Genomic DNA, 22,165 nt, shown 5'->3' with positions numbered 1-22,165 from the left:
TCCCCGCACCGCGTCTTTTGACTTTCTTATATCTGTTTACTCCGCCTGGTAACGCTCATAAGCGGCCTGGTAAACCTCCATGTATCGGTCCAGTCCCATCTTGTTGAGTGTATTCACATACTCATCCCATTGGCTGAACGAGGCCGAGCCGTTCACGAATTTCGCTTCCATTTCCTTAACGTAATCCTCAATATCTTTACCGATCGAGGACATGACGTCCGTCTCTTCCAATGTAAAGTTAAAATTGTAAAGAATCTCTTTTACAGCATACGGCTTTGCTTTTTCGGCAGCGGCCATTGCGTTAGGGCGTGTCTCCGAGGCTTTGAACCATTGCTCCCGCACAAAGCCCGGATAGCTGCCCCCGAGCCAAGTGAAATTTTTGGCCAACGCCTGATCCTGCGTTAATCCGTTTGGATTCTCCGTAATCTCTTTCACATATTCGAGCTGACCGTCAGCGTTTTTCGTATAAGTCTCGCCTTCTTTACCCATGAAATAGAACTGGGCTCCTTCATCCCCATAGAAATAATCCATCCAGCGGATCGTGGCTTCCGGATTCGGGTTCTTATCGGTAATCGCAAATGCACCCACGTGAACCATCGGCACTTTGACGTGAGAATAGAGCTGATCTCCGTGCGGTCCCTTAAGCGCCCCTAGCCCGATGTATTCTTTGCGTCCCATCACCATCTCCGGATTCGGCACAATCGTGGAGCCGAGCAGGCCCTCCTGCCCTTTCGCATTCAATGCTCCGCCTTCAATCGTGAATATTTCTTTATCGAGCAGTCCTTCCTGATGCAGCTTGTTCACGAACTGCAGCATTTCCTTGTACTCCGGCAAAGCCTTTGTGAAGCGCAGTTTCCCTGTGTCTGGATCTATGTCCACCAATTTATGGCCAAGTCCACTTGTACCAAGTCCCCAAGAGCCTTTCAAGTGATCGATGATCCCGGTAATGCCTGTTGAAGCGAATGGAATCTCATCATGCTGTCCGTTACCGTTCAGATCGGTTTCCTTGACGGCCTTCAAATACGCATAGAATTCTTCGGTCGTCTGCGGTTCTTTCATCCCGAGCTGATCCAGCCATTCCTGATTAATCCATATCGGTGTACCAATCAACATGGAGAGCAGCTCAGGATCGTAGAAAGAAGGCAGGGAATAAATATTGCCGTCCGGCATCGTAAGCCCTTTTCGAATATCCGGGTACTGTTCCATCATTTTTTTGAAATTCGGTGCATATTGATCGATCAGATCGTTCAGCGGTATAAATACCCCTTGCCCCCCATAGCGGGTCAATTCTGCGGAGCTCACCCTTGCCGAGTAGAATACATCCGGATAATCACCGCCTGCCAGCGCCAGGTTCCGTTTCTCGGTCAGTGTATCGAATGGAATGAGGTTCCATGTTACATTCACATTCGACATCTCTTGATAGGTTTTCCATACGAGGGTGTCCTCGAATTTGCTTCCGTTCGATGGCGACTTGCCCGTGAAGAATGTCAGGTTGAGGGGCTCGTTCACAATCGGCATCCCGGTTTCGTTAAAATTAGCCTGAGGCGTTTCCCCCTTATCCGTTGCACCTTCCCCGCTTTTACTACCACAGCCTGCCAGCAATCCGGCTGCCAGCACGGCTGCCAATGTAAGTGAAGCCCATTTTCTCATCACCATAAATTTCATTTCCTCCTCATAAAATATCCGTAATCAACCTTTAATTGCACCAATCATAACACCCTTCACAAAATACTTTTGCAGGAACGGATACAACAGCAGCATCGGCAGATTCGTCACAATGACCGCCGCATATTTGATCGCTTCCGCATCCATTAGACTTCGTGCCAGTGAATCATCACTGATATCCACCATCTCCTGCATTTGTCCCTGAACCAAAATTTCACGCAGGAACAGCTGCATCGGATAATTCGCACGATCTGACAAATAGATCAGCGCACTAAAATACGAGTTCCAGTGGCCCACGGCGTAGAACAGCACCATCACGGCCAGTATCGGACCGGATAACGGCAGGACAATGCGCCAAAGCACCCGCATGTTGGAAGCTCCGTCAATAAACGCCGCCTCCTGCATCTCCTTCGGAATGGAGCTTTGAAAGAAGGTCCGCATGATGATGATGTTCCACACGGATACGGCCGAAGGGATAATGATGGCCCAAATCGTATCCAGCATCCCCAGTTCCTTCACCAGCAAGTAATTGGGGATCATCCCCCCGCTGAAGAACATGGTGAATACAATAATTGCCGTGAAAATGCCGCGACCGTTGAAATCGGCTCTGGAAAGCGGATAAGCAGCTGCGATCGTCATCAGCACATTCAGCGCGGTTCCCGTCGTGGTATAAAGCAGCGTGTTCAGGAATCCCTGCATAAGATCCGAATTGGCAAATAATCGTTCGTAACCGACAAACGACAATTCCTTCGGCCATAACCATACTTCCCCCCGCATCACCGTTTCCGGAGCGCTGATGGAAGCAATCAGAACAAAAAATAAAGGATACAGTACAAGGAGCGTAATAAAAGATAGTATAATGTAAATAAATACGCCGGCTATTCGTTCACTGCGGCTTTGCGGCATATGCCATCATTCCTCCTTACCATAGGCTGTTCTCGCTGACTTTTCGGGCAATCCGGTTTACGGTAATCAGCATGATAAAGTTAACGATGGAGTTAAACAGGCCGACCGCAGCCGAAAAGCTGTACTGGGCACCCAATATACCGCTCCGGTATACGTTCGTGGCGATGACGTCGGACGCTTCCATATTGAGTGAATTTTGCATCAGGAAGATCTTCTCGAAACCGACGCCAAGAACGGAACCGATGTTCAGAATGAGCAGAATCGTCATCGTGGGCGCGATCCCCGGCAGATTAATATGCCAGATTCGCCGGAGCCAGCCCGCACCATCCACCTTGGCCGCCTCATGCAGCTGCGGATCGATCCCGGCGAGCGCCGCCAAATAGATAATGGAGCTCCAGCCCATGCCCTGCCATACGCCAGACCATACGTAGATGCTCTTGAACCAGGAGGGCTCCGTCATGAATGCAATCGGCTCTCCGCCGAAGGAGGTGATAATGTAATTGACTAGGCCGCTTACTGGCGACAGGAACATCATGATCATGCCAACGACGACGACCGTGGACAAGAAATGAGGTGCATAAGTTACCGTTTGTACGAATCGGCGAAACCGGCCCGATCTGGCTTCATTGATCATCAAGGCCAGAATAATCGGAATCGGAAATCCGACCGCCAACTCATATAACCCGATACCCATCGTATTTTTAATAATGCGCCAAAAATAAAAGCTGTCAAAAAAGCGCTCAAAATGTTTGAAGCCCACCCATGGGCTATCCACGATCCCTTTGTTAGCCATAAAATCCTTAAATGCAATTTGGACGCCATACATGGGTACATAATGAAATACAATGAAGTATAACAGAACCGGTGCAAATAAAGCGTATAGCTGCCAGTTTCTGCGCATCTGCATCATTGATCTCCGCCAGACACTTTTCTTTTGAATTTTTGAATGCGCTTCCACATTGCTTAGCTGACGTTGCAAAATCGGCAATCCCCTCTCTTTCGTCTATGCATCTTCGTGTGTCCCAAGGTCCACGTTTGCATCATAAACGACCCGAACGCATAAGGGGTATTGACCATTTTAATGATGTCTTGCCTTTCATTGGATGGATGGGCGAAAGCGCCATTTTCCTAAAGCAATGCTTAAAATCTAAAATATTGACTATCCATTTTTTACGAACGATTAACACGAATCGGGCACAATCCTTAACACTTGTCCTATATAATGTTGTGAAACCTTGGACGTCAGAAAAATACAAAGGGGGGAAGGCTGTGAATTGGATCAGACATAAAAGCCGCAGTGTATTCTTTAAGATTTTTCTGAGCTTTCTAGCCATCATCGTGTTATTCGGATTTTTCTATACGGTCATCTTCCAGCTTTTTAAGACCAGCCTGCAGAAAGAAATCATCGATACCAGCCAGCAGGCGGTTCACGATACGGCAGAGCGGTTCAACAACCAATTCAGCAGACTGCAGGTATTAATGTTCGATATATACAATCAATCCGAATTAATCGGCTTCAATAATCAGCTTCGCCACCAGGCCGGAAACGAAGTCAATTACTTGAAGGCACGTGATGTGATGATGCAGATGCGGAGCGATATCTATAATCCTCTGTTCTTTCTGGAGGACACCCTGATTTATCTCCGGGAGTTTGATTTTGTCCTCAGCAAATCCGGTAGCGGCGATGCTTCCTATATGTTGGGCCGATCCTACATGAGCGCTGAGTATCCCTATACATTCTGGAAAAACTATACCGACCATCATGAATCCTTCAAACTTCTCCCTGCAGCAACCTACCGGATAAACAACGATTGGTCCGAGAAAAAACTGATGCCCTATATCTATAAACAACCGAACAGCCGCTATGAGATCATTGCTCTCATTGATATCGATAAGGCCGCTCAATCCTTCTTCGGCGAGTCGGACGATCGTGCCCTGGCGATTCTGAACGCTGAAGGAAAAGTATTGTACGCATCGAACTCCATTAATCAAGATCAGCTTCCGACGTTTGAAGCTGGACAAAAAGCGGTGCTGAAGGATGGAACCTACTATTTTGCGGAAGCCGGATCCGACGGACTGGCTTATGTCTCGGCCGTACCTTATAGCCATGTCTATTCTCAGTTGAGCCGGTTAACCGGCGGTTTGCTGCTCATCTTCTGCCTGTCGCTTGGCGTGGCTCTCGCCGCTTCCTATTTCCTCAGCCGCAGATTGCACAAGCCGGTAAAGCAGATTCTAACCACCGTTCTGAACAGAGCCAGCAGTTCATCGATGCCGGAACCCGGAAGCATCACGGAATACGATCTGATTCAGAACCGGATCCAGGAGCTGTTCAGGGAAAAGGAAGAAATACGGGATCGCATGAACAAGCATAAATCCGTTCTAACCAGTTACTCTTATATCAGTCAGCTGAAGAGCATCAATACCGATATTAGCGAGTGGGAGGATTTCCTGTCGGATGACGGAAGTTTCATCGTGGTTCTGTATCACATCCGTTTCCGGATGAATCCGGTTTATGAGCTCCCCCTCCAGACCGATCAGGCTGTCCGCCATATGCTGGAGCATATTCATCTGATCACGGCTGAACGCTACCCGGGATCCCATACGTTCCAGATCGAAAAAAATGAGATCGTATCCATCTTCAAACGGGAGGAGGCTGCCCGCCTGGAGGAACTGCTGCTGGAAATCAAGGACATGTTAAATGAAGAAAAGGAATTGTTCCTGGTCACGATTGCAGTCAGTTCCCAGGTGAGCCATTCGTCCGAATTCAATCAAGCCTACCATCAAGTCAAAGGACTGACCGCGCAGGCACAACTCATGGAGGAATCACAGATGGTAACCAAGCAGCGGGTGCTTCCAACCACCGTCAACCTGAGCCCGTCACAGGAAAAAGGACTGCTGGACGCGCTGCAATCCGGCAGCGACAGCCGCTCCCTGCAGATCATCGATCAGGCGCTCGAAGCGATGCAGCGTAAGGAGGCGGGCTTTGCGCAATTTCGTTTCTTTGCCGATTCGGTCGCTTCCAAGATTCTAAGTTATATGGAGATGGCCCAGGTTGATAAAACTTCCGTCCAATCCTTGAAGAAATGGAGCGCAAGATTGGCAGAATGCCATTGTTTATCTGATTACCAGGGGGTATTCCGTCAGCTCGTTGAAGCCTCCTGCGCCCTCATTCGCAAGAAAAAGGATACCGGCGAAGAGCCGCTCATCGCCATGTTCATGAACATTATCCATAACCAGTATGCCGATGATCTGTCTCTCGACTATTTGTCAGCCAAGCTAAACCTGTCGAGTGCCTACCTCTCCGTCTATATCAAGGAGAAGACCGGTCTTAACTTCAGTGAACATCTGCTCGGCATCCGTATGAACAAAGCGAAGGAACTACTGGCGTGCACGGACTTAACCGTCAATGAGATCAGCCAACGCGTCGGGTATCTCAACATCACCTCCTTCAACCGGACGTTTAAGAAGGCTACTGGCATGACGCCGGGCGCGTACCGCCGGCAGCATGTGGTGCAGACCCATGCGAGCGGATCATGAACTGCGGCTGTGACATAAGAAAACCTTCTCTTTCCTGGAAGGCCCGGGCATATCCCCGGCCCTCCAGGCGGAAGAGAAGGTTTTTTCGTTTTATTTCGCTCACACGCTGACGGTAAACAAACGGATCTGTTTCGCTCTAATCAGCCTTCATTGTCTTTTCCGTTTGTACTTGCCCACGATGTCCCCGATGTCCCCTTAAATTCTCTGCAGGGAACAACCGCTTGCTCCAGCGTGCCAGCAGGATCAGGATCCGGGCATCCACGAACCTGTAGAACCCATGGGCAATAACAGCGATAACCAAGAACGTAATGATGGTGGTAAACAGTACGTTCAACCCATAGTTCAGGAATTGATTGAGATACAGAAATATAAAGCTCCCTAGGGAACAAATAACGGTAAAGTGCACAAGGTACAACGAAAAAGAGACTTTTCCCAAATAAGCAAAAAACCTGCGGCTGAATATCGACTGCATTCGGTTCGAATTCAACAGGACCCCCAGGATCAGGAATGATCCGATAACATGATAGAACACAAAAAAGTCGAAATCGGAAGCCCCCCATTGAAGAAGCGAATATATCGTTCCTTGCGGTGCGACATAGGGATAGGAGCCTGCGTAAATACCGATACAGAGAAGCAGAATATGAATCCAGGGCCGACGGATATAAGCCAGCCAGTCCCTCCCGCTATTCTTTAAATCGCTTAACAGCATCCCCAATATAAATCCCAGGTAATAGGAATCGATGAATACGCAGATAAGGACGGCATAAACGGCATAACGAATCCCATGACGGCCACAAGTGACTAGAAAAACAAAAATCAGAAACGATCCAAACAGCTCGTATGTCATCGTCCAGAGCACGGGATTGTATTGCGATCCATACGTGAAAAAGGTATGAACCAAGCTTTCCTTCAGCATGATTAGCAGATTGGCGTCAGCCATAAACGGATCGGGCATCGAAGATAACGTCATTCCACGTATTTTGTCGTAGGCTCCGAGATCCAACACGATGATCAGATAAGCAAGGAAGACGGATACCAAGGCGGGTACGGCCAAACGAAAATAGCGGCGAATGGCAGACGAATAAATGATGAGCCTGTCTCCGGTTTGAAAAAATCGATAGCTGAGCACATATCCGCTCAACACAAAAAACAGACAGACAGAGAAGTTGCCGTTAAACAGCAGATTGAACGGTGTGCGCGCGGCAATCTCCTCCAAAGCGAAATGCTCGATCTCCTTCCTCCCCTCAAAAACCGACGGTGCAAACACCTGGAAAAAATGAGATACGACCACAATCAAGGCAGCTAAACCTCTCAAGCCATCCAAATATACAATTTTCATAACAACCCCACGTTCCCCTAGAAATAGGATGTTTGCGAATGCGAAACATATTTCACAGGGCAGGAAGAGGAATGCTGTACACGATTCGTTTTTCAGGGATAATCATCTTTAAGAAAATCGCTGACTCAGGAAATGAAAGCGTTTTCTTAATCTGAAGAAATTCAATAGGGGAGGGTAAAACATTGAGTATTTATTGGAGTCAGGTTGATATTGAAGAACTAACTGGATCAGGTGTCGTTTATTTTAACTCAAAGATGGAAATGTTGGAAGGTCTTCCGTGCAAAATGTATAAATTGACCTATCAACAGAGCTTATGGACGCATTGTCATGATTATTTTCAAATTTGGTATGTGGCGAAAGGAACATTCCAACACACCGTTAATCAACAGGCGTACGAGATCTCCAAGGGTGATATTTTTGTTATACCACCGTTTACCTTGCACAGCGTCAGCATTTCACCCGATGAAGACATCGAGATTTACGGATGCGAATTTATGCCAGCTTTCGTGAACGAGAGATTTCAGGAAATGCCAGCAGATCATGCTTTTTTCGATGTGGGGTTTCTGGAATACTTTCTGCGCCAGGAAATGAACGCCCAGTCCAAAATAACGCTGGACAGCGTTACCGACGTAACGGTCCAGAATGTCTTGAAGGACATGCTGATCGAATACGAGAGACGAACCCCTTTTTTTCAAATCTCGCTCAAAGCGAAGCTCCTTGTCCTCCTCTCGATTCTGGTACGGCAGGTCAACGGTGAACTGCTCCGGGAAGGATTCGAGAAATCCGAGAAATACCGGGGAATCATGACGAGAGTCGTTGATCACATCCATAACCACTATCAGGAAGATATGAATCTGAATGATCTATGCACCCTATCGAATTTATCAAGGTCCACGTTCTGCATCCTCTTCAAAGAATGGACAGGCAAAACGTTCAACCGGTATCTCACCGACCTGCGGATTCTACAAGCCATGATGATGCTGAAGCAGCCGGAGTTATCCGTGACGGATGTTTGCTACTCCACCGGTTTTAATGAACTCTCCTACTTCTGCAGAATCTTTAAAAAGTACACGGGCATCTCTCCCACCGACTTTCGTAAACAAGCGATCAAATAGAACGTTCATTACCATACGATAATCCTATTTTTGAACACGATAGTGAAATGAAATGATATTTTTACATGCTACGATATCCATAATTCTTACAAATAACTGGATCAGGGCCGGTTGTTTAGTCAACTGTTTTGGGGAGGGAAATTGATAGAACTTCGATTGCGTTACACGATTGTACACGAATGCTCAAGGGGAGGAAGAGGAATGAAGAGGAAGAAGAAATCTTTGATCTGGAGCCTTATTCTATTGATCTCTATCGTAACAGGATGCACAGGCGGCAATCCGCCGCAATCTGGCAGTGATGGTGACAAGCCATCCGAAAACCCGCCTGCGCAGGATGCCGTAACACTCGACTTCTGGTACGGCTGGACCGGACCGGAAGCGGAAGCGCTGGAACGATTGATTGCCAAGTGGAACTCGGCCAATCCCGACATTCAAGTGAAGGGTCTATCCCAAAGCGACTATCAGAAACAGCTTACCGCGATTACGGGGGGCAATCCTCCGGACATCGCATCTCAATTCGGACAAAATGTCGTGCCGTGGGGGCTGCGCGGCGCCATGATGCCGCTTGATGATTATATAGCGGAGGACGGCGTGGATCTTAAGGACTTCGTGCCCGCTGCCTTAAGCTCTTCCCAGCATGAAGGGAAGACGTATGCGATCCCGACGGCCATGCACGTATCCATGCTGTTCTACAACAAGGATATTTTGCAGGAAGCCGGCTATGACGGTCCACCGGAAACGATAAGCGAGCTAAAAGAATATATCAAGAAGCTGAGCATCGTGGAGGATGGCGGGCGCCTCCAGCGGCTCGGATTGTGGCCCGGAATGGATGCGTATACGTTCAGCTATGCCTTTAACGGATCGTTTTATGATGAAGCAACCCAGCAGGTGACGCCGGACCATCCGGGGATCCAATCGGCCATTAAGCTCTCGAAGGAAATCTGGGATCAATACGGTTCCGATAATCTGGACCGATTCTCATCCGGGCTCGGCCAATACATGTCGGCACAGAATCCGTTCTTCTCGGGCAAGTATGCGATGACGATTGACGGAGAGTGGCTGCCCACCTTCATCAAACAATACGCGCCTGATCTGAATTATGGCATTGCGCCGATTCCTTATGATGAGAACAACCCGGAATTGAAAAACTCCGGAAATGTGTCTACCAGCGTATTCTATATTCCGAAGGGCGTCAAAAACCCGGACGCGTCCTGGAAGTTCATCAAATGGATGACCGAGCCGGAGCAAATGGCCGAATTCACGGCTGCCCTCGGGAATCTCCCAACGAGAAACTCTGCCTTCTCCAATCCACTCTATGAGGATGTGCCAGGGTTCAAGGAATTTCTGGACTACTCGGCAAGCGAAAACCTGAAGTCCTTCCCGGCTTCTTCCTACGCGAACGAGTACATGACGGAATTCAGCGCACAATATGACGCGATTCTCCGAGGCACCGTCAGCATGGAGGAAGGCTTGAACAAGGTGAAGGCCAAGATTCAGCCGCTGGTGAAATGATGACTGAACGAAGCAGGCTCTGTCCAATACAGCGATGTATCGGACAGGGCTGCATACTAAAAAAACTTAAAGCGGAAGGAAAAGCGCGAAGATGAGAGTCTCTACAGCAGCGAATCAACAGAAGCCCGTATCAGGCTGGTCCAGGAAGGAGCGTCATTATGTATATCTTGGCCTGGCGTTCGCCTCTCCTTGGATTATCGGCTTTCTGGCTTTTACGGTCTATCCGTTCTTCGGTTCGCTCTACCTGAGTCTGACCGAATACGATTTATTCAGCCCTCCCAAATGGGTGGGGCTACAGAATTACGAGCAGATCTTTGCGGATGACCGCTTCTATAAGTCGCTCGGCAACACCTTTTTCATGGCGTTCATATCCGTGCCGATCACGCTGGCCGTCTCTTTGCTGATTGCCGTAATGCTCAATTTCAAAGTGAAGGGGATCAATTATTACCGCACGATCTTCTATCTTCCGTCGGTCATACCGATCGTCGCAAGCGCTCTGTTGTGGACATGGATGCTGAACCCCGACTTCGGTTTGGTTAACATGGCACTTCGCACTCTCGGTTTAACGGATCCGGCGTGGCTGCTGGATCCCCGTTATACGAAACCGTCTCTTATCCTGATGAGCCTGTGGGGCTCGGGTGCAGGCGCATTAATCTTTCTCGCCGCTCTCCAGGGCGTGCCGAGACAATATTATGAAGCGGCTCAAGTCGACGGAGCGAACTGGTGGTACCGGTTCTGGAAGATCACGGTTCCCGCCCTGTCCCCCATCATTCTTTTTCAGCTCATCATGGGGTTAATCGGAGCCTTTCAAATCTTTACGGAATCTTACATTTTGGCTGGCGGCAAGGTGGATGGAAGCGGCTCTCTGGGCGGTCCGGAACAGTCTCTGCTGTTCTATGCGGTCAATCTGTATCAGGAAGCATTTGTCTTTCTGAAGATGGGTTATGCCTCAGCGCTTGCCTGGATTCTATTTATCATCGTATTGCTGATTACGTTCATCCTGTTAAAATCGTCAGGCCGCTGGGTCTATTACGGAGGTGAGTAACATGGCTGTCAAATTGCGAGTGATCTTACCGCACTTGGTCCTTATTCTATTCGCAGTGATCTTCCTGTTCCCATTTGTATGGCTGGTGATGACCTCGTTGAAGACGCCGGAAGAAATACTCATGTTTCCGCCGAGTATCCTGCCTGAAACATTCCAATGGTCGAATTATAAAGAAGCGCTTCAAGCCATTCCTTTTACACGCTATATGATGAACACGTTTCTGATCTGTATAGTGAATATCATCGGTCAGCTATTCTCTGCACCGCTGGTAGCCTACTCGATTTCCCGCATTCCTTGGAGGGGCCGAAACATTATCTTCACCATCGTGGTGGCGACCATGATTCTGCCGGCTCAAGTGCAGATGATCCCGCAGTACATCATCTTCACCAAGCTCGGCTGGGTCAATACGATCATGCCGCTGACCATCGGCGCATTCTTCGGGGCACCGTTCTTCATCTTTTTGCTTCGGCAGTTCCTGCTTGGCGTACCGACCGAATTGTCCGAGGCTGCAAAGATTGATGGGGCTTCGGAGCTGCGAATTTATGTGAGGATCATCATGCCGATCCTGAAGCCGGCTCTGGCCACCGTCGCTTTATTTTCTTTTGTATGGTCGTACGTGGATTTCATGGGACCGCTCATTTATTTGAACGATTCGGCAAAATGGACCATCACCGTTGGCCTGCAAAGCTTTCAGCAGGATCACGGGGCGCAGTGGGAGAAACTGATGGCGGCTTCCACCATCATGGCGATTCCCATGATCCTGATCTATTTCTTCGGACAGAAATATTTCATGAAATCGGGATCGGCGTTGACTGGGTTTAAATAAACTGGACCTTCGGAATGAATGCCTTCTCTTCCATAGTGGCTCGGTCCTGCTACCGGCTATGAACACGGAAGAGAAGGTTTTTTACGTTTCCAAATCGAAATAAAGGGATATGGAAGAAACCCATATCAACAAACCCAAAGGATGAGAATCATGCCTCCTCGTATCACGACCATGACCGAATCGTTCGCCGATCAAATTATGGAATGGAACTATGAACCTCCCTATGACTTCTACAACAGCGAGCCGGATGAGGAGTTTCGGAAAGAACTCCTTGAGTGTTCCTATTACGCCATACTCGATGAGGAAGGGCAGCTCTTCGGCTTTTGCTGCACAGGCTCATCTGCCCAAATTCCGATTGCGATCCCGTTAGGTGCATATGACGAGGATCTGCTGGATTTCGGTCTCGGCATGAAACCGGAATCGACCGGACAAGGCCGGGGAAAAGAGTTCCTCTCGTTCGTGCTGTCATCCATCGCTGAAATTCACAATCGCACATCGTATCGGCTGACCGTTGCCAAATTCAACGAACGAGCCATTCGCTTGTATACCCAGCTGGGCTTCTCGAAAGTAACATCGTTTGATTATCGCGGCACTACGTTCATAACGATGGTCAAGATGCCGGTCTCTGAATTGTGAAAAAAAAGAGGGTGATCCCGCTGCGGGATCACCCTCTAGTTCATTATTGGCAAATATCGCGAATTCCCGGATTGGGTCATATCACCCGAGGAATAGTCGTTTCCACTCCAAGCAATGGAGCTGTAGCCGATTCTTAACCGCTATTCAATAGCGATGTAAACGTCCACCATGGTATGGGCAGGATCAAACTGCCGCATGTCATACCGTTCGTAATCGCCTGTATACGTCCTTTTTTCGGCTGAATGCTGGAAGTAACTCCAAATTTCATACCACACCTCAGGGACAATTTCCATCAAAGGGCCACGTCTTGTCCGGAATACCATGTACTTGGCTGCTGGGACGGACGCCTGCTTCAATTCCTCCGAAGAAGCTGCAGCAGCCACGTCTTCCTCTATCCTGTTGCCGATAATCAAGGTGTATTCCCCGGATGCGTCGCTTTCGTAATCGGTGTACAAAGCATATATGGCTTGATCCTTATCCGATAACCGTGCCTGCAAACCGCCTTGGAAATACTGGTCCCATAACTGCGGTATCTTACCTTTCGGTCCTGCCTCCGCTTCATTTGTCGTTCGAACGCCGACACCCTGAATGGACATGGCGGGTCTTACCTCTATAAATCGTTCACTCTGATTCTGATTGCTATCACGCATATGTATCCTCCTTAAAATGAATATGTCTCTATTCTAAAGAGGTAACGTGGACATCTATCTGTCCTGGTTATCGTAGCGCTGCATAATCCATTGTGCTCTTCGCTTCACTTCCTCGGCCGCTTCGCCCGGCTGCTCAACCAGCACCTGATTACCAAAGCTTAGAATCATGCCGTAAAACCACTCATCTAATTTGTATAACACGTGAACGCGTAAAGAGCCGTCCGGGTTGACGGTTACTTGTTCCGGCGGAAACATATCCGCCACCCGCTGACGCGCGGCTGCTTCGAATAACAGCACCGTCTCCTGCTCCAGCGCGCTCGACCAGGAGGAATCCCATTCCAATCGTTCCTCGCCGGGCCATAGCCTTGGCTCATACGTCTCGCTCAGCATCGTTAAATCCTGCATGCGCGACAACCGGAAGAGGCGATGGTCTTCCCGCTCCAGACAAAAGGCTTGTACATACCAAATATTGCCCTTCAGAATCAGGGATGCCGGTTCAATGGTTCTTCGCTCCGCGCTGCCCTCCGCATCGATATACTCCATCACGACCCTGCGCTTTTCTTGAATAGCCTTTTTGAGCAAGCTCACAGCGGGTTTCAGTCCTTGACGCTGTCCCCAAGGCTGAAAGTCCATGATCACAGGTTCCCTCCGATATTCATCGTCAAGCCCCTGCTCTACCCTATGCAGCAGCGCTTTTACCTTCTCAAGCAGGATGCCCATCTGCTGATCATCCAGTGCGCTGCTCATCCCTTTGACGGCTGTAACCAGCGCACTCATCTCCTCGGCGGACAGCCAGTACTTGTCGATCATATAATGCTCCATAATTTCAAATCCGCCGGATATTCCCTGGTGGGCAACAATCGGAATCCCGGCTAGGCATAGCGTATCCATATCGCGATATATGGTTTTGCTCGATACTTCAAACCGATCAGCCAACTCTTTGGCGCTCAGTCTCCCCCGGTTCAGAAGCAGGACGGTTATGGCTAATAGCCGGTCTATTTTCATTGCATGCGATCCTTTCGTTCTCGATCATCTTATGTTCTTCCTTAACTCAAGCTTAACAGATTCGGCATGTGTTCATGCAACCGTTAGGTCAGGTTCAGATGCTCGTTAGCCTGTTATGCTACAATGATAGGCACGGCAATCAAGCCAAAGGACGGGATGAAACGATCCATCCCCAAGAAACGTAGACATACATAAAAGAGGCAAAATGTACGAATCTGTAACATCAAGGAGGAACATACATATGGACAATCGACTTGACGCCATGCGCAGGTGTCACCCGGACTCCGTAACGATCTCGCGCATAACGGGTTTCATTACGGATGGGGTTATTCTACTCGCTGCAGCAGCCTATCTAATTATGGCTGCTATATTCGGGTGGACTCTGATTCCGGGCTGGATCACCATCGGACTTCTGGTACTCGGAGCCTGGTTTACTTGGGCCGTGCCCTCTTTCACCTACAAACAATTCGGCTTCAAGGTAAGCGAGGAAGAATTGGAGCTTCGCTCCGGCTGGATCTGGCTCAGTGACACTCTTGTCCCGATGACGCGGGTACAGCATGTCGAGCTGGAACGGGGACCGCTCCTTCGTAAATATGGCTTAGCCAAGGTTAAGGTCGTTACCGCCGCAACGACACATGTCATCCAGGCGCTCAAGCTGGAAGAAGCAGAGGAACTGAAGAAACAGATCGGCGAGCTGGCCAAAGTGGTGGATCACGATGAATAAACCGACAAGACTTCACCGCCTGTTCATCCTGTTCCCGCTCGTAGGCAGTGTAAAGTCACTCATTCCTATCGCCGCTCTGGTATCCATCAAATTCCTTAACGGAAAATCGCTGCGCGACATCCCCTGGTACTGGCTGTCCGCCGCCATCGTTATCCTGGTCTCGCTTCTGCTTCTGTACGGGTATCTGAAGTGGAAACGCTTCGTCTATACGCTGGAAGAAGACAAAATCCTCATCCGTCGCGGCGTTCTGTTCCGTGAGGAACTATCCATCTATACGGGCCGCATTCATTCCATGAATATGGAGCAGCCCTTGCTGCAGCGTATATTGGGGCTTACCCAGGTCCGAATCGAAACGCCGGGCAAAACGGAAGGCGGGGGCATACTGCCTGCCATCACCAATAGCGAAGGCGAACGACTGCAGCGCTGGCTGCGCGAGCAAACCCGAACAAGGCAGACGCAGCGTGAGGTTCACCAAGCCCATGAAAGCCCCGACCCATCCGATCAGAGCCTTCCCGTTCAGACGGAGGGGCCATCTGTTCAACCGCCGGAAACCCGGGAGAATTACGAATCCGTTCAACCGTCGAATCATAACATGGTATACGGAAGCGATCTTTTGAAGGACTCCGATTCGGGCGTCGTTGGCAGAAAGAATACAAGCGCTGCAATCACGGCAGAAGAGGAACGCAGCACGCTGCTGCAGCTATCCTCCGGACGCCTGCTCATTGCCGCGCTTTCCTCACCCAACCTGTCGCTGGCTTTAGCCTTTGTGGGCGGTATTTTATCTTTTGCCGATGACCTGCTCCCGGATCGGATGTACCAGTCGCTGTTTCAGTCGGCAGGGAAGCTGCTGCCCGGCAGTTGGATCAGCATTGCTGCTGTGGCGCTCATCGTATCCTGGCTGCTCTCCGCCGTGCTCTACACGATCAAATATGCGGGATTTACCGTCGAACGCATCGGGAAACAAATCTCAGTCAGCTGCGGTCTGCTGGAGAGAAAAAGACTGCTCTTCTCTCCCGAACGCGTGCTGGCCATTACCGTTAAAGAAGGCGTATTCCGGCGCTGGTTCGGTTACGCTGAAGTGAAGGTTCATGTGCTAACGTCCGAGTCCGACAAGCATTTCATGCTTCATCCTCTACTGAAGACTGGCGATATTCCGGCACTGCTGAATCGGGTTACGCCTCAATTCAGCGCTCAGGCCATTACCGCTTCGCCGCCGCCCCGCGCAAAATGGATGTACCTGCGGTGGAAGCTGGCTTTTGCCGCGGTAGTTAGTGCCCCATGCATTTGGTATTTTGACAAGCTCGGTTTGTTATCGCTTCTGCTGCTTCCGCTCTCGTTAGCTTGGGGACTCCTCTCGCACCGGGATTCCGGACTTAATGTAACAGACAAACAGCTAACGATCCGCAGCCGTTTCATTGCTATGTCCACCAGGTATATACGCAGGCCGCAGATTATCGCCATGGAGGTTAGCGGTACCCGCAGACAGCGAAGAAGAGGGCTTCTATCCCTTCAAGTGAAGATGATATTCAGCGAGATCAACGAAAGTTTAAGCGGAATGGATCAGCGAGAGATCGAGGCTGTTCGGGCTTGGTTCCAAAAGAAAAAGGGCGAGAACTCCGCATCTGCTGAACGGAGTGGTCCCGCCTCATCAATTGAACACTTATAAACGTTCGGTCTCCGTTCTTCCTGAACGACCAAAGCCCGACAATCGGTAAACCATAAGGGTTATCACAAGAAATACGCCATATACGCCGATGGTGATGATGATGTGGGAAGGGTCAGTCATGAGATGATCCCCCACCATCGAGAACAGCAGCATGGCTGGGATTTTGCCTAACGCGGACGCGATGCTGTATGATGCGAACGTTACCTTGCTCAGAGCCGCGTACACATTGATGACAATGGAAGGAATAAACGGGATCAACCGGGTAAACAGGATGGTCAAAAAGGCGTTCTGTTCGAACATCGTTGTCACTTTTCCCAGCCTGTTATAACGGTAAAGCACCCGGTCGCCCCATTCCTGATAGCCGTATCGGATGAACATAAACATAAGGATGGAAGCGGCGGTGGAGCCGACCCAAGTGACAATTCCGCCGATGACCGGCCCCAGGGCGGCACCGATAACGCCTCCAACCACCGGATAAGGGATCACCGGAAACAGGGCCATGACGACGGCCATGAGCATCATCAGCATGATACTGTCTGTCGATCGAATCCATACCAATATGACATCGCCATAAAAGTAAACAAGACCACCTACGGCGGCGTAAACCAATGCCATTCCTAATTTCTTGAACATGCACCACACTCCAGGTCATAATGCACCTATTGTACCATGCAGCATGTCCATTGGAACAAGCAGCAAAAGGGACATCCCAAGGCAATAAGCCGGGGATGTCCCTTTTTTCTTGAAGCGGACCGTCCGTTCTCTAAAGCGACATCTTGCTAGGGAAGAAGACCCGCCGTTAACCGGTACGGATTATATCCTATCGCTATCATGTAAAACTCACGGTTTGCTCGGTTTCCCCGGTGGATTCACCGGGGGCTTTCCAGGCTTACCGCTTTGTTTCACTTTCACCGTGACCGGTTTGCTTGCGGTACTCTCGTTATGCAGACGATCGACGGCCGTCACAACATAAGTGTAGGTTTGTCCCTTTACGACGGTATGATCAACAAAGGCCTGCGTCGTACCGGCGGTTTTTCGGAGAGTCCCTAACAAATGCGACGGATCTTGAACACTGCCGGTTCCTCTGCCATCAAAACGATAAACCGCATAATACGTCTCATCATCCGTCGACCTCCAGCTTAGCTTCACGCCATCCTGCTCGTGATCAGCCTTTGGCTTCTTGGGCGCATTCGGCGCTTCCGAATCGATCCAAGGCATCGCCGGGATCAAGGCCGGATATCGATATAGATCGTTCTTCAGTCTGTCCGTAAACCCGAGCGCATTATCCTTAAACCATTTGGAGCTGAAGTACATGCTGCCCCGGACTTCCTCAAAGTTGCGGTTGTAATGGATCTGGTTTGGCATCTCTTCGGGGTTGGACCAATCGGTATTCGACCCGATTTTGTATACGGCTTGTCCGCTGTATAGATGAACGTTCTTGCCGGACACGATCCCGCTCCACCAATCGATCAGCTTATCGTAAGCGGCAGCGGAATAACCGATATTCCAATAAATCTGAGGCGTGATATAATCGATCCACTCTTCTTCAACCCATTTCTTCGAGTCGGCATAGATGGCATTGTAACTCTCTAGGCCATTGGTTTCAGAGCCGGTCGGATCGCTGGATTTATTCTTCCAGATACCAAACGGGCTGATGCCGAATTTCACGTAGCTCTTCTCTGCCTTGATGGCTTTGTTCACGTTCTGAATGAATTGATTGACGTTATTTCTTCTCCAGTCTCCCTTATTCGTAAAGGAGCCTTTGTATTGGTTAAAGGTATCCGTATCCGGGAAATCCACGCCGGTTACGGGATACGGGTAGAAGTAATCGTCAAAATGCACGGCGTCGATGTCGTAATTCCGAACGACCTCCATGATGCCGTCGATAATAAACTGCTGTGCCTCCGGTATCCCTGGGTTGAAATACAGCTTGCCGCCATATTCTTCGACCCACTCCGGATGCTGCCTCGCCGGGTGGGTGGCTACAAGTTTGTTAACGTCCCCTTGAAGACTGATGCGGTATGGATTAAACCAGGCATGAAACTCCATGTTCCGCTTATGGACTTCCTCCAGCAGGAATGCCAGCGGATCGTACCCCGGATCCTTACCCTGAACTCCCGTCAGCCATTCGGACCATGGCCCGTAATTGGACGGGTAGAATGCATCCGCCGTCGGCTTGATCTGCATAATGACCGCGTTCATCCCCGCATCCTCCAGCTGATCAAGCAGGCTGATAAACTGCTGTTTCTGCTGATCCGGATCGGTGACTCCTTTGGCTGGCCAGTCAATATTGTCGACGGTTGCAATCCAGGCCGCTCTCAGCTCGGCTTTTGGATGCTCAGAAGCTTTATTCACCGTGATGTAGAGGGAACTGGTCTTTCCTTGGAATGTGGCTGTTACTCTAGCGGAACCTATCTTCAAGCCGGATACCACTCCTTTATCATCAACAGCGGCTACATCCGGATGACTGCTGGTAAACGTAACGCCTTCCGTTATGATCACCGGCTCTTCCATCCAGGAGTAGGTTGCGGACACCGCCGTCTCGAAGGAGTCTCCAACCGTAACCGCTGTAAGACCTTGAAGTTCGATGCTCTGCAGAACAGGAACCGGATCCGTCACCGTAATGGCATGCTGTGCGGTTATTCCGCGGTACGAAGCCGTAATGTCTGCCGTTCCTGCGGAAACTGCGGTCAATTGACCGGCTTGGTCTACCGATACAACGCCCGGCTGATCACTTACATAGCTAATTCCTTCAGTAAGCCATACAGGGTCCGTCTGGTTTCCGTATACGGAGTAAACCACACTGGTTCTCATGCTGCCGGTAAGACTGGTTTCCATATGAAGCGGCCCGGATAACAGCAATTCTTCAGGGGCTGGCGCATCCTGCGTAATATGAAGCTCATACTGAGATTTTGGTGCATCTCCGTATTCCGCCGTTATGGTTACCGTTCCCGGCGCCAATGCTTCAATGGTGTCGTATGTAGCGCCCGTGACAGTAGCGATGTTATCGTCACTGCTGGTGAGTTTCACGCCGGTTGTTAATAATGCAGGTTCCGTATGTCCTTCATAGGTTGCATATACTTGGGGTTTCACCGTTTCTCCAACGCCCATGGGCGCCAGCCCGCCAATGTCGAGCCCGTACACCTGGGAAGCCGTATAGAATGCGGACAGCCTGTCGAAGTATACGGTACCTTTGTTTTTATTCGTATCCTTTAATTCGGTGATATAGATTTGATTCACTTTGAGAGGAGCCTTGATGGTAGAGGGAACGTTAAATTTGACGTATTTCCAGCCCTTCCAGCTAAATCCGGAGGTCGACGTTAAATCCACGGCATGCTTGCCGCCGGAAGAATCCTGAAGCTGGGCCCGGAGCCAGTGGTTCCCGCCATCGCCGTAAACCCACAAACCGAGTGCAGTCGGTGAACCAGAAACGCTTCTGCCGGTAGAACCGTCCGGGTCTTTGAAGTTGAGGTAAGCCGCCGAGGTGCCGGATTCGCTGCCCACAAAATCATAAGTTAGAGCTACAGCATGATGACCGTAATAGATTGGCTCCGGCCTCCCTACTACATCCAGTTGGGCCTTTCCCCTTGCGGAAGACGCGGACAAATTTGTTATCGATTCAAAATCTTCGATGACGACAGCCCCTGGCTCTCCGGTGCTTGCGTACGCATCAAATGAATTACCCCAAGCGGAAACCGCCGAGCTGAACATCACGGCTAACGCCAGCGTCATGGATAGAATCGACTTGCTGCTACGATAGACACGCCTTTTGATTATCATTCACGAATTCACTCCCTTTAGTATGAGTGCTTGCTATCCAAACTGAAGTCCAATTCCAAGCGAAATCGGCTGCCGCTCACCTCCTATCGATCTGCTAGAATAGATGATCGTGATGGTCTTACACACATGTTCATCTCTATCTCTATCATATTGAAATTTTATTTCAAATTTCAATAGTTTTAATAAAATATAATTTTATAAATCAGGCAGGAATTTCAGCTGTCCATGACGTAGGGAATCACAAAAAAGAAGCCAACACGGGACAATCCCCCGTATTGGCTTCTTCATTCATTCAGTTCACGTATCAAGAAGTCCGATTATCAGCTTCACGGCTTAACCTTCCGAAGGATACCTCAATCCCCACTGCCCCCGGATTTGATCCAGCAGCCTCATAATCGCAAGCGACTCGTCCAGCGGCATCACATCGCTCTCGAGCCGTCCTTCCAGCAGGCAACGTCCCACTTCGTAAGCCTCGAAGCTATACCCTTTTTCCTGACGGTCATCTGTAACAACCAGCGGTTCCTCGCCATCTACATGAAGCGAAGCGGAGGTTGCATTCAGGAAAGAAGGAATGTGAATATACCCGTTGGTGCCATAAATATAAGCTTCATTCGTCAGTCCCAGCCGGATCGCCCCGTTTAACGAAGCGGTCTTGCCGGATTCATAAGACAGAATAACCGAGAACTGCTCATCTACGCCCGTCTCGCCGATATGCGCGGTACTCCATATCTTCTCCGGCTCGGTTCCAAAAATCATGGAGGCAAACGACACCGGATAAATACCCGCATCCAGCAGCGCGCCGCCGCCAAGTTCCAGGTTCAGCAAACGGCCCTGCGGATTCCAGCCGCTCCGAAACCCAAAATCGGCCTTCAGCAGCCGAACATCGCCGATAAGCCCTTCGTTCAGCCATTCGCGCACCTGCCGGATCGGCGGAAGGAAACGCGTCCACATAGCCTCCATCAGGAACAGCTTCTGCTCCCGTGCAGCCGCCACTACTTCCTCCAGTTCATCCCCGTTAATCGTGATGGGTTTCTCGCACAGGACGGCTTTGCCGGCATGAAGACACAGTAAGGCATGCTCCCGGTGCAGCGGATGCGGAGTCGCTATGTACACAACGTCGACGTCGGGATCCCCTACGAGCTCCTCGTAACTGCCATAAGCCCGCGGTATATCATATTTCGACGCAAACTCACCTGCACTGCTTGCCGTACGTGAGCCCACGGCCACAAACTGAGCATTCTCCACATACGCCAGATCGGCTGCAAACTGCTCCGCAATCCAGCCCGTCCCCATAATTCCCCATCTGATCTTACCCGGATTCTGCATCATCATTTACTCCTCCTCATCCTCTTCCTTGATTGGCCTTGCCTAAAGCTTGTAGAAGCTGTCCCTCTCCACCTTGCAAATTCGCAACCCAAAGCTTTCATACCACTCGTTCTTGCCCCGTTCCTGCGCTACCTGATGAGCGGCATTCTCCTTCCATAAACGAATGGCCTCCAGGGAGTCCCAGTATGATACCGTAATTCCCAGGCCTTCGTCCCGAGCTGACTCCACGCCCAAATAGCCGGGCTGCTGCGCCGCAAGCTCTGCCATTTTTTCGGACATCGCCCCATAACCCCGGTCACCCTCTGTGCGCTTTGATACAAAAATGCAGGCATAATAAGGCGGCTTCGGCGTATTCGCGTATTCCGTCATCTTCTTCCCTCTTTCCGGTTACCAGATTAGCCATTACTTCGATTTACATTCACTCATTGACCAT

General features: G+C 49.9%; 18 protein-coding genes. 8 read left to right on the top strand and 10 right to left on the bottom strand.

Annotation, left to right across the window (positions count from 1 at the left end):
- Positions 1–36 precede the first annotated feature (36 nt).
- Genes PAEVO_RS27345 through PAEVO_RS27335 form a run of 3 tightly spaced genes read right to left on the bottom strand, consistent with a single transcriptional unit; the run spans position 37 to position 3,478 of the window.
- Positions 37–1,656 (bottom strand): extracellular solute-binding protein, encoded by a 1,620-nt coding sequence (locus PAEVO_RS27345; RefSeq protein ID WP_100540643.1) that lies wholly within the window; start codon positions 1,654–1,656, stop codon positions 37–39.
- Between the two features lie 33 nt (positions 1,657–1,689).
- Positions 1,690–2,571 (bottom strand): carbohydrate ABC transporter permease, encoded by an 882-nt coding sequence (locus PAEVO_RS27340; RefSeq protein ID WP_100540642.1) that lies wholly within the window; start codon positions 2,569–2,571, stop codon positions 1,690–1,692.
- Between the two features lie 16 nt (positions 2,572–2,587).
- Positions 2,588–3,478, bottom strand: a complete 891-nt coding sequence (locus tag PAEVO_RS27335; protein WP_243390952.1) for an ABC transporter permease — start codon at positions 3,476–3,478, stop codon at positions 2,588–2,590.
- Positions 3,479–3,840: 362 nt separating this feature from the next.
- On the opposite strand from PAEVO_RS27335, the gene PAEVO_RS27330 reads away from it, so the two are divergent.
- Positions 3,841–6,108 (top strand): helix-turn-helix domain-containing protein, encoded by a 2,268-nt coding sequence (locus PAEVO_RS27330; RefSeq protein WP_100540640.1) that lies wholly within the window; start codon positions 3,841–3,843, stop codon positions 6,106–6,108.
- Between the two features lie 136 nt (positions 6,109–6,244).
- Here the strand turns inward: PAEVO_RS27330 and PAEVO_RS27325 are convergent, their stop codons facing one another.
- On the bottom strand, positions 6,245–7,447 hold the full coding sequence (locus PAEVO_RS27325) for an acyltransferase family protein (protein ID WP_100540639.1): 1,203 nt from the start codon (positions 7,445–7,447) through the stop codon (positions 6,245–6,247).
- A gap of 182 nt (positions 7,448–7,629) precedes the next feature.
- Between PAEVO_RS27325 and PAEVO_RS27320 the strand changes: the two genes are divergently transcribed.
- The 5 genes from PAEVO_RS27320 (at position 7,630) to cpaA (ending at position 12,581) form a co-directional block, all read left to right on the top strand.
- Positions 7,630–8,562 (top strand): AraC family transcriptional regulator, encoded by a 933-nt coding sequence (locus PAEVO_RS27320; RefSeq protein ID WP_100540638.1) that lies wholly within the window; start codon positions 7,630–7,632, stop codon positions 8,560–8,562.
- A gap of 201 nt (positions 8,563–8,763) precedes the next feature.
- Positions 8,764–10,074, top strand: a complete 1,311-nt coding sequence (locus tag PAEVO_RS27315) for an ABC transporter substrate-binding protein (protein WP_100540637.1) — start codon at positions 8,764–8,766, stop codon at positions 10,072–10,074.
- A gap of 91 nt (positions 10,075–10,165) precedes the next feature.
- Positions 10,166–11,119: a carbohydrate ABC transporter permease gene (locus PAEVO_RS27310; RefSeq protein WP_100540636.1), complete on the top strand. Its 954-nt coding sequence runs from the start codon at positions 10,166–10,168 to the stop codon at positions 11,117–11,119.
- Position 11,120: 1 nt separating this feature from the next.
- On the top strand, positions 11,121–11,945 hold the full coding sequence (locus tag PAEVO_RS27305) for a carbohydrate ABC transporter permease (RefSeq protein ID WP_100540635.1): 825 nt from the start codon (positions 11,121–11,123) through the stop codon (positions 11,943–11,945).
- Between the two features lie 150 nt (positions 11,946–12,095).
- Positions 12,096–12,581 carry a capreomycin N-acetyltransferase CpaA gene (gene cpaA, locus PAEVO_RS27300; RefSeq protein ID WP_100540634.1) on the top strand — a complete coding sequence of 162 codons (486 nt, stop codon included), beginning with the start codon at positions 12,096–12,098 and terminating at the stop codon, positions 12,579–12,581.
- 140 nt (positions 12,582–12,721) lie between these two features.
- Here cpaA and PAEVO_RS27295 read toward each other — a convergent pair whose 3' ends face one another.
- The gene (locus tag PAEVO_RS27295) at positions 12,722–13,231 is read right to left on the bottom strand and encodes a GyrI-like domain-containing protein (RefSeq protein WP_100540633.1); all 510 of its coding nucleotides are present in this window, start codon (positions 13,229–13,231) and stop codon (positions 12,722–12,724) included.
- A gap of 54 nt (positions 13,232–13,285) precedes the next feature.
- Positions 13,286–14,236 carry a helix-turn-helix transcriptional regulator gene (locus tag PAEVO_RS27290; RefSeq protein ID WP_100540632.1) on the bottom strand — a complete coding sequence of 317 codons (951 nt, stop codon included), beginning with the start codon at positions 14,234–14,236 and terminating at the stop codon, positions 13,286–13,288.
- 241 nt (positions 14,237–14,477) lie between these two features.
- On the opposite strand from PAEVO_RS27290, the gene PAEVO_RS27285 reads away from it, so the two are divergent.
- Both PAEVO_RS27285 and PAEVO_RS27280 read left to right on the top strand, forming a co-directional pair.
- Entirely contained in the window at positions 14,478–14,960 is a 483-nt protein-coding gene (locus PAEVO_RS27285; RefSeq protein WP_076322918.1) for a PH domain-containing protein, read from the top strand.
- Positions 14,953–16,626, top strand: coding sequence for a PH domain-containing protein (locus PAEVO_RS27280; RefSeq protein WP_100540631.1), 1,674 nt, complete (start codon positions 14,953–14,955; stop codon positions 16,624–16,626). The genes PAEVO_RS27285 and PAEVO_RS27280 overlap by 8 nt, the downstream gene beginning before the upstream one ends.
- Here the strand turns inward: PAEVO_RS27280 and PAEVO_RS27275 are convergent.
- The 4 genes from PAEVO_RS27275 to PAEVO_RS27260 all read right to left on the bottom strand — a co-directional run bounded on the left by PAEVO_RS27275 (position 16,621) and on the right by PAEVO_RS27260 (position 22,101).
- A complete protein-coding gene (locus PAEVO_RS27275; RefSeq protein ID WP_100540630.1) occupies positions 16,621–17,259 on the bottom strand; it encodes a TVP38/TMEM64 family protein in 639 nt (212 codons plus the stop codon). The two genes, PAEVO_RS27280 and PAEVO_RS27275, sit on opposite strands and share 6 nt — an antisense overlap.
- A gap of 207 nt (positions 17,260–17,466) precedes the next feature.
- Entirely contained in the window at positions 17,467–20,406 is a 2,940-nt protein-coding gene (locus tag PAEVO_RS27270) for a family 10 glycosylhydrolase (RefSeq protein ID WP_100540629.1), read from the bottom strand.
- 333 nt (positions 20,407–20,739) lie between these two features.
- The gene (locus PAEVO_RS27265; protein ID WP_100540628.1) at positions 20,740–21,735 is read right to left on the bottom strand and encodes a Gfo/Idh/MocA family protein; all 996 of its coding nucleotides are present in this window, start codon (positions 21,733–21,735) and stop codon (positions 20,740–20,742) included.
- A gap of 39 nt (positions 21,736–21,774) precedes the next feature.
- Positions 21,775–22,101, bottom strand: a complete 327-nt coding sequence (locus PAEVO_RS27260) for an antibiotic biosynthesis monooxygenase family protein (protein WP_100540627.1) — start codon at positions 22,099–22,101, stop codon at positions 21,775–21,777.
- Positions 22,102–22,165 lie beyond the last annotated feature (64 nt).

The sequence above is a fragment of the Paenibacillus sp. GM2FR genome (assembly GCF_002803325.1).
In the GTDB taxonomy this organism is placed as follows: domain Bacteria; phylum Bacillota; class Bacilli; order Paenibacillales; family Paenibacillaceae; genus Paenibacillus_AQ; species Paenibacillus_AQ lautus.
Note: the sequence above shows the minus strand (reverse complement) of the source record. Positions and strands in the feature narration are given on the sequence as shown.

Excerpts from the sequence above, each read along its gene's own strand:
- PAEVO_RS27345 (WP_100540643.1), bottom strand. The coding sequence starts at position 1,656 with ATGGTGATGAGAAAATGGGCTTCACTTACATTGGCAGCCGTGCTGGCA.
- PAEVO_RS27340 (WP_100540642.1), bottom strand. The coding sequence starts at position 2,571 with ATGCCGCAAAGCCGCAGTGAACGAATAGCCGGCGTATTTATTTACATT.
- PAEVO_RS27335 (WP_243390952.1), bottom strand. The coding sequence starts at position 3,478 with ATGCAGATGCGCAGAAACTGGCAGCTATACGCTTTATTTGCACCGGTT.
- PAEVO_RS27325 (WP_100540639.1), bottom strand. The coding sequence starts at position 7,447 with ATGAAAATTGTATATTTGGATGGCTTGAGAGGTTTAGCTGCCTTGATT.
- PAEVO_RS27315 (WP_100540637.1), top strand. The coding sequence starts at position 8,764 with ATGAAGAGGAAGAAGAAATCTTTGATCTGGAGCCTTATTCTATTGATC.
- PAEVO_RS27310 (WP_100540636.1), top strand. The coding sequence starts at position 10,166 with ATGAGAGTCTCTACAGCAGCGAATCAACAGAAGCCCGTATCAGGCTGG.
- PAEVO_RS27305 (WP_100540635.1), top strand. The coding sequence starts at position 11,121 with ATGGCTGTCAAATTGCGAGTGATCTTACCGCACTTGGTCCTTATTCTA.
- cpaA (WP_100540634.1), top strand. The coding sequence starts at position 12,096 with ATGCCTCCTCGTATCACGACCATGACCGAATCGTTCGCCGATCAAATT.
- PAEVO_RS27295 (WP_100540633.1), bottom strand. The coding sequence starts at position 13,231 with ATGCGTGATAGCAATCAGAATCAGAGTGAACGATTTATAGAGGTAAGA.
- PAEVO_RS27290 (WP_100540632.1), bottom strand. The coding sequence starts at position 14,236 with ATGAAAATAGACCGGCTATTAGCCATAACCGTCCTGCTTCTGAACCGG.
- PAEVO_RS27285 (WP_076322918.1), top strand. The coding sequence starts at position 14,478 with ATGGACAATCGACTTGACGCCATGCGCAGGTGTCACCCGGACTCCGTA.
- PAEVO_RS27280 (WP_100540631.1), top strand. The coding sequence starts at position 14,953 with ATGAATAAACCGACAAGACTTCACCGCCTGTTCATCCTGTTCCCGCTC.
- PAEVO_RS27275 (WP_100540630.1), bottom strand. The coding sequence starts at position 17,259 with ATGTTCAAGAAATTAGGAATGGCATTGGTTTACGCCGCCGTAGGTGGT.
- PAEVO_RS27270 (WP_100540629.1), bottom strand. The coding sequence starts at position 20,406 with ATGATAATCAAAAGGCGTGTCTATCGTAGCAGCAAGTCGATTCTATCC.
- PAEVO_RS27265 (WP_100540628.1), bottom strand. The coding sequence starts at position 21,735 with ATGATGCAGAATCCGGGTAAGATCAGATGGGGAATTATGGGGACGGGC.
- PAEVO_RS27260 (WP_100540627.1), bottom strand. The coding sequence starts at position 22,101 with ATGACGGAATACGCGAATACGCCGAAGCCGCCTTATTATGCCTGCATT.